General features: G+C 68.2%; 17 protein-coding genes. 2 read left to right on the top strand and 15 right to left on the bottom strand.

All coding sequences use genetic code 11. From position 1 onward, the window contains the following. Nucleotides 1-118 precede the first annotated feature (118 nt). Genes GLO27_RS02735 through GLO27_RS02720 form a run of 4 tightly spaced genes read right to left on the bottom strand, consistent with a single transcriptional unit; the run spans nt 119 to nt 3,978 of the window. Nucleotides 119-1,081, bottom strand: a complete 963-nt coding sequence (locus GLO27_RS02735) for a TAXI family TRAP transporter solute-binding subunit (RefSeq protein WP_021199767.1) — start codon at nt 1,079-1,081, stop codon at nt 119-121. Further along, entirely contained in the window at nt 1,078-2,454 is a 1,377-nt protein-coding gene (locus GLO27_RS02730; protein ID WP_167253462.1) for a HAMP domain-containing sensor histidine kinase, read from the bottom strand. Before GLO27_RS02730 ends, GLO27_RS02735 begins: the two co-directional genes overlap by 4 nt. Nucleotides 2,455-2,457: 3 nt before the next feature. Further along, nucleotides 2,458-3,129: a response regulator transcription factor gene (locus GLO27_RS02725; protein ID WP_021199769.1), complete on the bottom strand. Its 672-nt coding sequence runs from the start codon at nt 3,127-3,129 to the stop codon at nt 2,458-2,460. 36 nt (nt 3,130-3,165) lie between these two features. Further along, nucleotides 3,166-3,978 (bottom strand): RNA methyltransferase, encoded by an 813-nt coding sequence (locus GLO27_RS02720; protein ID WP_031207314.1) that lies wholly within the window; start codon nt 3,976-3,978, stop codon nt 3,166-3,168. A gap of 57 nt (nt 3,979-4,035) precedes the next feature. Between GLO27_RS02720 and GLO27_RS02715 the strand changes: the two genes are divergently transcribed. Further along, nucleotides 4,036-4,488, top strand: a complete 453-nt coding sequence (locus GLO27_RS02715; protein WP_167253460.1) for a DUF2809 domain-containing protein — start codon at nt 4,036-4,038, stop codon at nt 4,486-4,488. Between the two features lie 8 nt (nt 4,489-4,496). Here GLO27_RS02715 and rplT read toward each other — a convergent pair whose 3' ends face one another. From rplT to infC, 3 genes are all read right to left on the bottom strand, one after another. Beyond that, nucleotides 4,497-4,883, bottom strand: coding sequence for a 50S ribosomal protein L20 (gene rplT / locus GLO27_RS02710; RefSeq protein ID WP_021199772.1), 387 nt, complete (start codon nt 4,881-4,883; stop codon nt 4,497-4,499). A 34-nt stretch (nt 4,884-4,917) separates the two neighbouring features. Then, a complete protein-coding gene (gene rpmI / locus GLO27_RS02705) occupies nt 4,918-5,112 on the bottom strand; it encodes a 50S ribosomal protein L35 (RefSeq protein WP_017828564.1) in 195 nt (64 codons plus the stop codon). A gap of 73 nt (nt 5,113-5,185) precedes the next feature. Next, the gene (gene infC, locus GLO27_RS02700; protein ID WP_081859694.1) at nt 5,186-5,836 is read right to left on the bottom strand and encodes a translation initiation factor IF-3; all 651 of its coding nucleotides are present in this window, start codon (nt 5,834-5,836) and stop codon (nt 5,186-5,188) included. A 231-nt stretch (nt 5,837-6,067) separates the two neighbouring features. Here infC and GLO27_RS02695 point away from each other — a divergent pair, with 231 nt between their 5' ends. Continuing rightward, nucleotides 6,068-6,466, top strand: a complete 399-nt coding sequence (locus tag GLO27_RS02695; protein ID WP_167253458.1) for a DUF1844 domain-containing protein — start codon at nt 6,068-6,070, stop codon at nt 6,464-6,466. Nucleotides 6,467-6,503: 37 nt separating this feature from the next. Here GLO27_RS02695 and GLO27_RS02690 read toward each other — a convergent pair whose 3' ends face one another. From GLO27_RS02690 to GLO27_RS02655, 8 genes are all read right to left on the bottom strand, one after another. After that, nucleotides 6,504-7,277, bottom strand: a complete 774-nt coding sequence (locus tag GLO27_RS02690; RefSeq protein ID WP_167253456.1) for an alpha/beta hydrolase — start codon at nt 7,275-7,277, stop codon at nt 6,504-6,506. Between the two features lie 244 nt (nt 7,278-7,521). Next, entirely contained in the window at nt 7,522-7,935 is a 414-nt protein-coding gene (locus tag GLO27_RS02685) for a hypothetical protein (protein WP_021199775.1), read from the bottom strand. 22 nt (nt 7,936-7,957) lie between these two features. Further along, nucleotides 7,958-8,755, bottom strand: coding sequence for an SseB family protein (locus tag GLO27_RS02680; RefSeq protein WP_167253454.1), 798 nt, complete (start codon nt 8,753-8,755; stop codon nt 7,958-7,960). Then, nucleotides 8,739-9,485 (bottom strand): bifunctional 1-(5-phosphoribosyl)-5-((5-phosphoribosylamino)methylideneamino)imidazole-4-carboxamide isomerase/phosphoribosylanthranilate isomerase PriA, encoded by a 747-nt coding sequence (priA, locus tag GLO27_RS02675; protein ID WP_021199777.1) that lies wholly within the window; start codon nt 9,483-9,485, stop codon nt 8,739-8,741. Before priA ends, GLO27_RS02680 begins: the two co-directional genes overlap by 17 nt. 103 nt (nt 9,486-9,588) lie before the next feature. Then, nucleotides 9,589-10,224, bottom strand: coding sequence for an imidazole glycerol phosphate synthase subunit HisH (gene hisH / locus GLO27_RS02670; protein WP_029265654.1), 636 nt, complete (start codon nt 10,222-10,224; stop codon nt 9,589-9,591). Beyond that, a complete protein-coding gene (hisB, locus tag GLO27_RS02665; protein ID WP_021199779.1) occupies nt 10,221-10,838 on the bottom strand; it encodes an imidazoleglycerol-phosphate dehydratase HisB in 618 nt (205 codons plus the stop codon). The genes hisH and hisB overlap by 4 nt, the downstream gene beginning before the upstream one ends. Further along, nucleotides 10,835-11,920, bottom strand: a complete 1,086-nt coding sequence (locus GLO27_RS02660; RefSeq protein WP_021199780.1) for a histidinol-phosphate transaminase — start codon at nt 11,918-11,920, stop codon at nt 10,835-10,837. The genes hisB and GLO27_RS02660 overlap by 4 nt, the downstream gene beginning before the upstream one ends. A 72-nt stretch (nt 11,921-11,992) precedes the next feature. Next, nucleotides 11,993-12,361 carry a LysM peptidoglycan-binding domain-containing protein gene (locus GLO27_RS02655; protein ID WP_167253452.1) on the bottom strand — a complete coding sequence of 123 codons (369 nt, stop codon included), beginning with the start codon at nt 12,359-12,361 and terminating at the stop codon, nt 11,993-11,995. Nucleotides 12,362-12,436 lie beyond the last annotated feature (75 nt).

The raw sequence follows: 12,436 nt of genomic DNA, 5'->3' as shown, positions 1-12,436 counted from the left end.
TCGTCCTGCTGCAGCTCCCCAACGACAGTTGAGCAACAGGCGACGATCGTGCGCGATCGACCTCACAATGGCAGAGCGCCACCCACGGTGTCAGACTTCTTGAGGATTTCTTGAGCAGTCAGCCGCGCTGATCCCGGTAGTAGTCGGCTGCCCCGGGGTGCAGCGGGACGGGGCCGGTGAAGATCGCCGAACGCCGGTCCAGCAGCGCGGCGGTCGGCACCTCCCCCGCGATGCGCAGACGTGCATCGAACAATCCGGCGAGCACGTCACGAGCGACGGCGTCCGGGGTGGAGGCTGCGGTGACGAGATAGTTGGGAACGGCCATCGTGGGCGCGGAATCCTGCAGGCCGTAGGTGCCGGCCGGGACGTCGGCCGGTCGGTACGCGTGCGAGTACCGTTCGTTCACCTCGTTGACCCACTCCTGCTCGATCGGGAGCAGGCGGACCGATGACCTCTCCGAGAGCTCGGCCACCCCCGGGGTGGGCAGCCCGCCGACCCAGAAGAAGCCGTCGATGTCGCCACGCTCCATCGCCTCGATCGACTCGCTGAGGTCGAGCTGGGGATTGCGCACGGAGCCGAGATCGACACCTGCCGCATCCAGCACCCGAGCGGCGATCACGTTCACCCCGGAGTTCTCCGCACCGAGGGAGATGGTGCGGCCGGCCAGATCCCCGATACCCGAGATCTCCGACTCTCCGCGTACGACGACCTGCACGTACTCGTCGTACAGGCGGGCGAGGGCCTGCACCTCCAGCGGATGGTCGAAGGCGCCGGAGCCCGCCACCGCGTCTGCCGCGGCGTCTCCCTGCGCGAACCCGATCAGCGCCTCCCCCGAACTCACCCGGAGCAGGTTGTCGACGGAACCCGCCGTCTCCTGCGCGACCATCCGGATATCCAACGAGTCCGACAGGTCTTCGGCCAGGTGGCTGCCGTAGTCGTAGTAGACGCCGGTGGACCCGCCGCTGGCGATGGCGTACTCCTCGTCCGTCCACTCGCTCGCACGCGGACTGCACGCGGTCACGCCGACCGCCAGCAGGAGAGCGCTCGCGCCGGCGAGCAACCGTCGCACGCCGGCCGTCACGGGGTCGTCCCATCGTGGAGCACGAGTGTGACAGCGAGACCGCCGCCCTCCGCCGCAGCGACGGCCAATTCGCCGCCGACCGTGGCGAGCAGGTCACTCGCGATGGCGAGGCCGAGTCCGGACCCCGGGGTGTCCCCGCTGTCGACACTGCGCCAGAACCGGTCGGTCGCCGCCGCGGCCTGCTCCTCCGTCAGCCCCGGACCGTGATCGCGGACGGTGATCCGGCAGACCTGGCCCTCGCGTTCCGCACCGATCTCGATCGGCGCGCCCTCGGGAGAGAACTTCACGGCATTGTCGATCACCGCATCCAGCGCGCTCTCCACGATCGTCCGGTCGGTCACGCTCATCACCGGCGAAACCCCCGTGGCACGCAAGACGACCCCGCGCTGGGCGGCGACGTCGCGCCACGCGTCCCGTCGGCGAGCGGCGAGCGTCGCGAGGTCGACCGCCGAGATGGTCGAGTCGCCTCGTCCCCCACGAGCCAGCCCGAGGAGCGTTTCGAGGATGCGGGTCATCCGTCGCCCCTCTTCCCGCGTCTCCTCGACATCACCCTGCCACTCCTTCCCCAGTCCCGTCGCCAGATGCTCGACGCGCAGGAGCAGGGCGTTGAGGGGGTTGCGCAGCTCGTGGGAGGCATTCAGCGCGAACTCCTGCTGCCGCGTCATCACACGCTCGATCTCGTCGGCCATGCCGTTGAAGACCTGCGCCATGCGGCGCAGCTCCGGCGGACCGTCGTCGGCGGCGACACGCGCGTCCATCTCGCCCCGCTCGATCGCCACCATCGCCTCGTCGAGCCGTCGCACCGGCGACAGCACCCACCGGGCGAGCCGGAACACGAGCAGCACCCCGAGGGCGACCAGCACCAGCGCGATCGCCGAGATGAGCAGGATCTGCTGAAGGATCGCCGCGCGCGGTGCCTCCACATCTCCGGCCACCAGCACGGCACCGATCACGTCCCCGTCGTCGAACACCGGCTCGGCCAGGGCGGCGTCCGCGACGGTCCACGGGAACAGGACCGTCGGCTGCTCGGCACGCCGCCCGGAAAGCGCGAGTCTGACCCGCTCGGCGTCCTCGTCCGGGAGCGCGGCCGGGTCCTGCTCCCCCGCCGCCCAGACATTGCCGCCGAGATCGAAGACCGTGACCTCGATTCCGTACACCTCGCGGAAGCGCGCCACCTCGGCGTCGATCACGGCGGCGCTGCCGGACCGCAGGGCCTGACGCGCACTCGTGACGAAATACCCGAGGTCGCCGAGCTGCTGCGTGTAGAACGCCTGCTGGACGCTGTGCGCCGCACTCCATCCGGCTGCGCCGCCGAGCGCGGCCAGGATCGCGACGAGCGGCACGAGGAAGACGATGATCAGACGGCGCCGCATGGCTCAGGACCCCGCAAGACGATAGCCGACTCCGCGCACGGTCTCGATGACCCCACGGACTCCGGTCTTCTTCCTGATCGCTCCGACGTGCACCTCGAGCGAGTGCCCGAACCCGCGCCAGTCGGTGTTCCATACCTCACGGATCAGGCGCTCCTTCGGCACCGCCACCCCTGGGTATCGGGCGAGGACGGCGACGATGTCGAACTCCTTGCGTGTGAGGTCGATCGCCGTGCCGTCGACGAGCACCTGACGGGCGACGAGGTCGATGTCGACATGGCCGTCGTGCAGCAGCACCCGGGCGTCGGCCTCCGGTCTCATCGGCCTCGACCTCCGGGTGACCGCCTCGATCCTGGCGAGGAGCTCGTGCACGTCATAGGGCTTCACGACGAAGTCGTCCGCGCCCGCGCGCAGTCCCTTGATGCGTTCGGCGACCTGGTTGCGGGCGGTCACGATCACGATCGGAACCTCCGAGCGCCCCCGGATGCGACGGCACAGGTCGACGCCGTCGATGTCGGGGAGACCGAGGTCGAGGAGGACCACTTCGGTGTCGGCTCCCAGCATGCCCAGCGCGGCAGCGCCGTCCGCCGCGCGCACAGTCGCGTATCCCGACCGTCCGAGGAAGGCCTCGAGCGCCCCGGCGACCCGGTCGTCGTCCTCGACGATCAGAATCCTCATCGACTCCGCTTCCTGCTTCCCTCGGCGCCCGAGAACTCAGTCGCCAGCGGACGCACGCTGTGCAAATGCACTCTCGTAGAGGCACACGCTGGCGGCCGTCGCCAGGTTGAGGGATTCGGCACGACCGAAGATGGGCAGCTTGAGCACCTGGTCGGCGAGGGCCAGCGCATCGTCTTCGAGCCCCCGCGCCTCGTTCCCGAAGAGCCATCCGGTGGGCTCGGCGAGCACGCCCTCGGCGCGCGCCGCCAAGAGATCGTCACCCTTCACATCGGCTGCGAGGATGCGGAGACCTGCATCGTGTGCGCGCTTGACGACATCGGCGAGGTCTCCCCCGACCGACACCGGGAGGTGGAACAGCGAACCCGTCGTGGCACGCACCACCTTCGGGTTGTAGGGATCGACGGTTCGTCCCGTGAGCACGACGGCATCGGCGCCCGCCGCATCCGCCGCCCGGATGATCGTGCCGAGATTGCCGGGATCGCGCACCTCTTCGCAGATCGCCACCAGTCGCGGCGCGGCGTCGAAGATGTCGCGCACGGAGGTCGGTGTCTGCTGCACCACCGCCACGAGTCCCTGCGGGGTGACGGTGTCGGCCATCGCGTTGAGGACGTACTCGGTGACGTACTCGACGTCGATGTCGGCATCGGCGGCCTTCGCGCGGATGTCGGGGTGCCGCTCCCACCCGTTGGGCGTCGCGAACAGCTCGACGATCGCCTCGGGACGATAGGTGAGCGCTTCGCGCACGGACTGCGGGCCTTCCAGAAGGAACAGGCCCGTCTCGGTCCTCGCGCTTCGTTTGGTCAGCTTCGCGACGGCTCGGACTCGGGGCGAACGGGGGTTCTCCAGCACGATCACAGTCTAGGGAACGCCGGGCTGGTTCCCGCACCATCGGGATAAGGTGCCGGGATGACCCACAGCGCTGCTGCGAACACCTCTCGTCGGCGGGTCGCCCTCGCCGTTCTCGCCGTCGCGACGGTCGGGATCGGTCTGGTCGTCCATCGCGGCATGAGCGGTGCGGTCGGCGACATCGCGGGCGACGCGCTGTACGCCGTGCTCATCTACCTGCTCGTGGCCCTCGTCGCCCCGCGATGGCCTCGTCCCGCTGTGGCGTTCCTGTCCTTCGTGGTCTGCGCCGGCGTCGAGCTGCTCCAGCTCACCGGCCTTCCGCGCGAATGGGGAGCGATGTTCCCGCCGATCCGACTCGTCCTCGGCTCGGGCTTCGACCTGCGGGACCTCGCCGTGTACGCGATCGCGGTCGCCGCGACCTCCCTGATCGACATGGGAGTCACGCGCGTCGTGGGCCGCAGTGCATCCAGAAACGCCACAGGGCGCCCTCCCGAAGGAGAGCGCCCTGTGTGAAGAGGTGCTTACGCAGCCGACTTCGGTGCGTTGACGTCGGAGGGCAGAGCCTTCTTCGCCGTCTCGACCAGCGTCGTGAACGTCGCCGCGTCGTTGACCGCGAGGTCGGCGAGCATGCGACGGTCCACCGTGACACCGGCGATGCCGAGGCCCTGGATGAAGCGGTTGTAGGTCATGCCGTTCTGGCGAGCCGCAGCGTTGATGCGCTGGATCCACAGGCGACGGAAGTCACCCTTGCGCTTGCGACGGTCACGGTACGAGTAGACCAGCGAGTGGATGACCTGCTCTTTGGCCTTCCGGTACAGGCGCGAACGCTGTCCGCGGTAACCGGAGGCGCGCTCGAGGATGACCCGGCGCTTCTTGTGGGCGTTTACTGCCCGCTTGACTCTTGCCATTTTCCTGTGTTCCTATTCGTGCGTTCGGCGCGCGTCAGCGACCGAGAAGCTTCTTCGCGACCTTGGTGTCAGCCTTCGACAGCACCTGGTCCTGGTTCAGACGACGGGTGCGACGGCTCGACTTGTGCTCGAGGTTGTGGCGCATCCCGGCCTGCTGCTTCTTCAGCTTTCCGCTTCCGGTGATCTTGAAGCGCTTCTTAGCACCCGAGTGGGTCTTCTGCTTCGGCATCTTCTCTTCCTTCGTATGGCGCCTTCTCAGGCGACGGTGTCAACCCGCGGTGCGGGAGTTCTGGGGGCGGGAGTCACTCCGCCGGAGCCGCGGCCGGTGCGTCCGACTCGTTCTTCGCGTCGCGCGAAGCCTGCTTGTTCGCCGCGCGCTGCGCATCACGAACCGCATTCTGCTCCTGCTTGGCCTCGGACTTGCTCTTGAGCGGCGCCACGATCATGACCATGTTGCGACCGTCGATGGTCGGGTTCGACTCGACCGTGCCGAGCTCGGCCACGTCTTCGGCGAACTTGCGCAGCAGACGAACACCCTGCTCGGGACGCGACTGCTCACGACCACGGAAAAGGATCATGGCCTTGACCTTGTCGCCGGCCTTGAGGAACCCCTCGGCGCGCTTGAGCTTGGTCGTGTAGTCGTGGGCCTCGATCTTCAGACGGAAACGGACTTCCTTGAGGATCGTGTTCGCCTGGTTGCGGCGAGCTTCCTTTTCCTTCTGGGCGGCCTCGTACTTGAATTTGCCGTAGTCCATGATCTTGACGACGGGCGGCTTCGAGTTGGGGGCGACCTCGACGAGGTCGAGATCGGCTTCCTGCGCGAGGCGCAGCGCTGCCTCGATGCGGACGACGCCGATCTGCTCACCCGCGGGGCCGACGAGGCGGACCTCGGGGACGCGGATGCGCTCATTGGTACGGGGATCGCTGATGCGGAACTCCTTAGACGATGTGATTCGGCCACCGCGATGCTGTCTGCATCACGGGCGAAATCGGAATCGTCCCCGCCCACCGGCATTCAGACGCCGGCTCCGCACCCTGCCTGCCGGTTCCGTCTTGAGAACGGAGCCGGTGGAGTGCAAGACCCGGTAGCCTTGAACGGCAAGCGCGGGTGGGAAGTGAATCCTCTTTCGATCCGGAGCATGACGCTCCGGAGCCCGCCAAAGTCTAACAGAAAGCAAGGCGAAGTGACGAACCAGGCACCGGACGAGGCTGCACGCGAGCGCGAAGAGCGCTGGGCACGTCGGGAGGAGGCCGCATCGTCGGCCACACGAGACATCGCCGATGTACCCGCCGTCGAGGTGATCACCACCGCCGCCGTGCACCTCATGAGCGCGGCAGCCGTCAAGCTCGGGCTCGCCGACGATCCGGACGCCGCGGCGCAGATCGACCTCGACGAAGCGCGCAAGCTCATCAACGCCCTCGCCGGACTCATCACCGCCGGCGCTCCGGAGATCAGCGACATGCACGCGCGCTCCCTGCGCGACGGCCTTCGTTCACTGCAGCTCGCCTTCCGCGAGGCCTCCACGATCCCCGACCCGATCGGCAAGGGCCCGGGCGAGAAGTGGACCGGACCGGTCAACTAGCTTCGACGCAGGTGTGAGACCTGCGCAACCGACGGGCTCACGAAGCCGCGCATTCTCCGCCGCCGACAGAGCCGAGATGGCGGGCGAAGAAGCGCGCGGCATCCTCGCCGGCGAACTGCGGGACGCCCGTGTGGCCGCCCATGTTGGCGTAGAGCGTCTTCTCGGTCGATCCGAAGGCGTCGAACAGGTCGAGCGCCATCCGGCGGTCGTTGCCCTCGTCATCCCATTGCAGGAGGACATGCAGCGGGATCGTGACCCGACGCGCCTCCTCCATCGTCGTACGGGGCACATAGCTTCCGGCGAAGAGGCCTGCCGCGACGATGCGTGAGTCGATCGCGGCGAGACGTACTCCGATTGCGATCACCCCACCGGAGAATGCCGTCCGCTCGCCGATCTCGGGAAGGGCAAGAGCCTCGTCGAGCGTGGTCTGCCATTCCGGCACCGCCTGATCGACGAGAGGAAGTATCAGCCGGTCGATGACCTCCTCGCCCGGCTCTTCGCCGACAGAGATCGCACGAACGAGGTCGGCCCGCGCCGCCGCCGCGCCAGGCAGCGGCGTTCGGTCGCCCGCTCCGGGCGCCTCGATCGAGATCGCAGCGAAGCCTTGCGCCGCCGCGCTGCGCGCTCGCGCCGCCAGGCGGGAGTACATTCTTCGCATGCCGATTCCGCCGGGTTGGCCCATCAGGATGAGGGGAACCGGCGCGGAGGAGGAAGCGGCTGGCGGCGTCCACATGATGCCGGAGATGTCACCGATGGTGAATTCGCGCTCGGTGAGGCCGCCGTCGAGGTTCTGTTCAGAGGTGAAGTGCATGGTCATGCCTTTCGGGAGTGCTGCTGATATGCGGCGCTCCCGGACGACCTATCGCCCGACCGTGACTCCCCGGAGGAGCACCGACGTCACTTCGTTCACGGATACCACCTCCTCACTTCCTGCACGGATCTCCGACGCTATCAGCACCGGCAGCAGCGATCGGACCGCGCACCTCCCTGCGGAGACGCGTTCCCGTTCCCGCCCGCGGTCCGAAGTGGAGAGCGTCATCTCCGGCGATGAAGGATCAGGGCTCCAGGATCAGGGGGTCCGCGGTGGAGGGGCCGCCGCACGGGCCATCAGCGTGGGTCCAGGCGATCGGTTCCTCGGATTCGTGGATGACGGTGCCCTGCGCGTCGAACAGGCGGATGTCGACGTCCTCGGGTGTCGACATGTCGAACATGAGCCGCCAGGTCCCGTCGTCCTCACGGGACGCCGCGAACAGGTTGGTCGAGACGGTCTCGTCCTCCCCCGGCGCCGGTGAGCACTCCGCGTCCACGCAGAACTGGACGGCCGCTGTCTCCGGGAATACGCTCACGTCGACGACCACCCCGTTGACATAGCCGATCGCCGGGCACGCGGTGTAGCAACCCGTGATGCCGGTCGCGGCACCACCCAGGAGTGCGACCACGGCGAGGACTCGCATCAGACCTCGGGACATGCCCCGATCGTAGCGAACGCGATCAGACGCCGCGGCGGAGCTTCACGGTCAGCGAGTCGGCGAGCACAGCGATGCGATCATCGGACGCCCAGCGCTGAGCGAGACGCGAGAGCACGGCATCGAGCACCTCACGCTCCAGACCGTCGACGAGCTCGAGGACCACGATCAGCTCGGGGCCCCGGAGCCGCGCGTCGGGATCGCCCGCGGCCACCGCCACATCGATCACCGCCAGTTCGTGAGCCACGCTCTCCTGGAGAGCCGTGAACACTTCTGTCGACAGGAAGCTGGGCTCCCAGCGCTGCTCCTGAGCGATCGCCCAGACCGCGGGACGTCGGATCACGAACTCCGTCTCTGACGTCGGGTCGAGAACGATGAGATCGGTGTCCTCCGCCGACGCCGCCAACGCGGCTCGAACGGCCTCGACGGGGATCGGTCGCGCGGTCGGATCCCATGCCCGCATCGCCTGCACGGACGAGAAGACCGGCTGCACGCGCCGGCCGTCAGGCGCCGCGACCGTCACGATGGACAGTTCCTGCGTCTTGTCGACGGTGAGACCGCTCGGCGCCACACCCTCCTCACCCTTCTCAGCGATGAGGGGGATCAGCACACGCGCGGTACGGAAGGCGTCGACCACGTCGACCTGGCTGCCTTCACCCGCACGGAACCGCAGCAGCGCGGCCAGCAGGGCGGGATCGGCGGAACCGTCGTCCGACGCGTGCGGATTCGACTCGAAGCTGCGCCCCTCCCAGGGGACGCCCGCCGAATCGCCGTGGTTGTGCGATTCCGGCCCGCAGGCGTGCGCGTCAGTCTCCTGCGACATCCAGAGCCTCAGCCAGCGTGAACGCGCCGGCGTAGAGTGCCTTGCCGACGATCGCACCTTCGACGCCCAGCGGCACGAGCTCGCGGAGCGCGGCGATATCGTCGAGGCTCGAGATCCCGCCGGATGCGACGACCGGTTTCGGGGTACGTGAGGTGACCTCGCGGAGAAGTTCGATGTTGGGGCCGCGAAGAGTGCCGTCCTTCGTGACGTCGGTGACGACATAACGGCTGCAGCCGGCGTCCTCGAGGCGGTCGAGCACCTCCCAGAGGTCACCGCCCTCCTTGGTCCATCCGCGGGCGGCGAGCGTCGTCCCCCGCACGTCGAGGCCGACCGCGATCGCCTCGCCGTAACGGCCGATCACATCGGCCGCCCACTCCGGGTTCTCCAGCGCGGCCGTGCCCAGGTTGATCCGGGTGGCGCCGCTCTCCAGAGCCGCCTCCAACGTCGCATCGTCGCGGATGCCTCCGGAGAGCTCGATGCTCACACCCTTGAATTGCTTGATGACCTTGCGCAGGATCGGTGCGTTGCTGCCACGGCCGAATGCGGCGTCGAGGTCGACGAGGTGGATCCACTTCGCTCCCTGCGCCACCCACTCCCCTGCGGCATCCAACGGGTCGCCGTAGCTGGTCTCGGTTCCGGCCTCACCCTGGGTCAGACGGACGGCCTTGCCCCCGGCGACATCGACCGCGGGAAGGAGCGTGAGCGAGGGGGACTGCGCGAAGTCGTTCATGGGGTCCTTGTATCGGGAAGCTCTACGGCCCGGTGCGGGCACGAGAACCGAGGGTAGTCCGCCGGACGGCGGGGAACAAAACGGGTGACGCCTGCCGAAGACGTCAGAGGCTTCCGACCCAGTTGCGCAGCAGCTGGATGCCGGCTTCCCCGGACTTCTCCGGGTGGAACTGCGTCGCCGAGAGCGGCCCGTTCTCGACGGCGGCGAGGAACGGGTCGCCGTACCTCGTCCAGGTCAAAACGGGCTCGGGGAACGGCGGGATGACGTCGAGTTCCCAGGACTGCGCGGCGTAGGAGTGCACGAAGTAGAAGCGCTCCTGTTCGATGCCTCGGAAGAGCACGCTGTCGGCACCGGGCTCGACCGTGTTCCAGCCCATGTGCGGCAGCACCGGGGCATTGAGCTCGGTGACCGCGCCGGGCCACTCGCCGAGCCCTTCGGTGTCGTGCCCGCGCTCGACGCCGTGCTCGAAGAGGACCTGCATCCCGACGCAGATCCCGAGGACCGGACGGCCGCCGGCGAGACGGCGATCGATGATCTCGTCCCCTCCGTGGGCGCGCAGGGCATCGCGGACGGCCTGGAATGCACCGACACCGGGGACGACGAGTCCATCCGCCTCGAGAGCGGTGGCGCGGTCGCGCGTCAGCACGGCATCCGCGCCGGCGGCGACGAGCGCCTTCACCGCCGAGTGGACGTTGCCCGACTCGTAGTCGAACACCGCGACCCGGGGCGCTGCGCTCACAGCGCGCCCTTCGTGGACGGGATGCCGTCGACGAGCGGGTCCAGAGCCTTGGCCTCGCGGAATGCGCGAGCGAAAGCCTTGTACTCCGCCTCGGCGATGTGGTGCGGATCACGCCCGCCGAGCACACGCACGTGCACGGTCAGACCGGCATTGAAACTGATGGCCTCGAATGAGTGACGCACCAGCGAACCGGTGAAGTGCCCGCCGATGAGGTGGTGTTCGAAGCCTTCAGGCTCTCCCGTGTGCACGAGATACGGACGACCGGAGATGTCGACGACCGCCTGCGCCAGTGCCTCGTCGAGGGGAACGAGCGCGTCGCCGTAACGGGAGATCCCGGACTTGTCCCCGAGAGCTTCGAGAATGGCTTGGCCGAGCACGATCGAGACGTCTTCCACCGTGTGGTGCGCGTCGATGTGCGTGTCGCCGGAAGCCCGCACCGTGAGGTCGGTCAGCGAATGCTTCGCGAAGGCGGTGAGCATGTGGTCGAAGAACGGCACGGACGTGTCGATACGGCTCGCCCCGGTGCCGTCGAGGTTCAGCTCGAGCTCGACGGTGGACTCCGACGTGCTGCGCACACGGTTCGCGGTGCGCGGGGTCAGTGCGGGGGTGCTCATGAAGCCGATCCTATCGAGGCCAGCGCCTCGAGGAACGCGGTGGTCTCGGCCTCCGTGCCCGCGCTGACCCTGAGGTGTCCGGGGATGCCGACATCGCGCACGAGCACGCCGCGGTCGTACAGCTGCTGCCAGGTGGCCCGCGGGTCGGCGACGCCGCCGAACAGGACGAAGTTCGACCACGATTCGTGCGGCTGGTATCCGAGCGCTTCGAGGGTCGCCGTGATCCGATCGCGCTGCTCGACGATCTCCTCCACCATCGCGAGCATCACGTCGGCGTTGCGCAGGGCCGCTATCGCCGCCGCCTGGGTGAGAGCGCTCAGGTGATAGGGCAGACGCACCAGGCGCAACGCGTCGATGAAGGCGGGGTCGGCAGCGAGGTACCCGACCCGGGCCCCGGCGAAGGCGAAGGCCTTGCTCATGGTGCGCGAGACGGCGAGACGCGGGCGTCCGTCGAGCAGAGTCAGGGCGGAGATCGCATCGCGCGGCGCGAACTCCTGGTACGCCTCATCCACGATCACGATGCCACGGGCCGCGTCGTACACGGCTTCGATGACGTCCAGCCCGAGCGGCGTGCCGGTGGGGTTGTTGGGAGAACAGAGGATGACCACATCGGGATCGGCGGCCCGCACCTGCTCGGCAGCCTCGTCCGGGGTGATCGTGTAGTCGGGCTGACGCGTGCCGGCGATCCAGCGTGCTCCCGTCCCCTGGGCGATGAGCGGGTACATCGAATACGTCGGCGCGAAACCGAACGCCGTGCGCCCGGGACCTCCGAAAGCCTGGAGGATGTGCTGGAGAACCTCATTCGAGCCATTGCCGGCCCAGATCTGCTCCGGTGTGAGCCCATGCCCCAGGTACTCCGCGAACGACTCGCGGAGCGTCGTGAACTCCCGGTCCGGATAGCGGTTGACGTCGCGGATCGCGACGGCGATGTCGTCGAGGATGTCGCTCGCCACCGCGTCGGGAATCGGATGCGTGTTCTCGTTCACGTTGAGCGCGATCGGGAGCGGCGCTTGCGGAGCGCCGTATGGCGTCAATCCGCGAAGATCGTCACGTAGCGGGAGATCGTTGAGGGAGAGGGTCACCCTTCCCATGTTAAGCGGCGCCTTGCCTCGATGACGCAAAGTTGCTGCTGTGCTGCCGCCGCCGCCGCCGGATCAGTTCACGTACTGGGCCGGGATGGCGAGCGTCTGGCCGATCTGGAGTTCTCCACCGCGCAGCAGGTTCATCCGGCTGATCTCACCGATGACGTCGCGCGGGTCGGCACCGGGAGCGACGCTGGTGGCGATCGACCAGAGGGTATCTCCCGGCATGACGGTCACCGTCTCGACGCTGACGGCGGCCGAATCTGCTCCCGAAGCGATCGCGCTGCCACCGCTGAGCGCCGCGAAGGCGATACCGATCGCGAGCGGAACCGAGGCGAAGGCCAGCAGCACGGCGCGGCCACGCGTCGTCAGTCGGAGTCGCGTCGTGGGACGGGTCGACGCCGGAATGACTGCTGCGGTGCTGAAGCTGATGCTGCTCATGTGTTGCTCCTTAGCCTGTCCCGGAGCGGTGAGGCCGCCGGGGAAGTTGGCGTAGCGTTCGCATTCTCGTCTCGG

The sequence above is a fragment of the Microbacterium sp. Be9 genome (genome assembly GCF_011754135.1).
GTDB classification, from domain to species: Bacteria; Actinomycetota; Actinomycetes; order Actinomycetales; family Microbacteriaceae; genus Microbacterium; species Microbacterium maritypicum_A.
The sequence above is the reverse complement of the archived record's forward strand: the minus strand, read 5'-3'. Positions and strand labels throughout refer to the sequence as shown.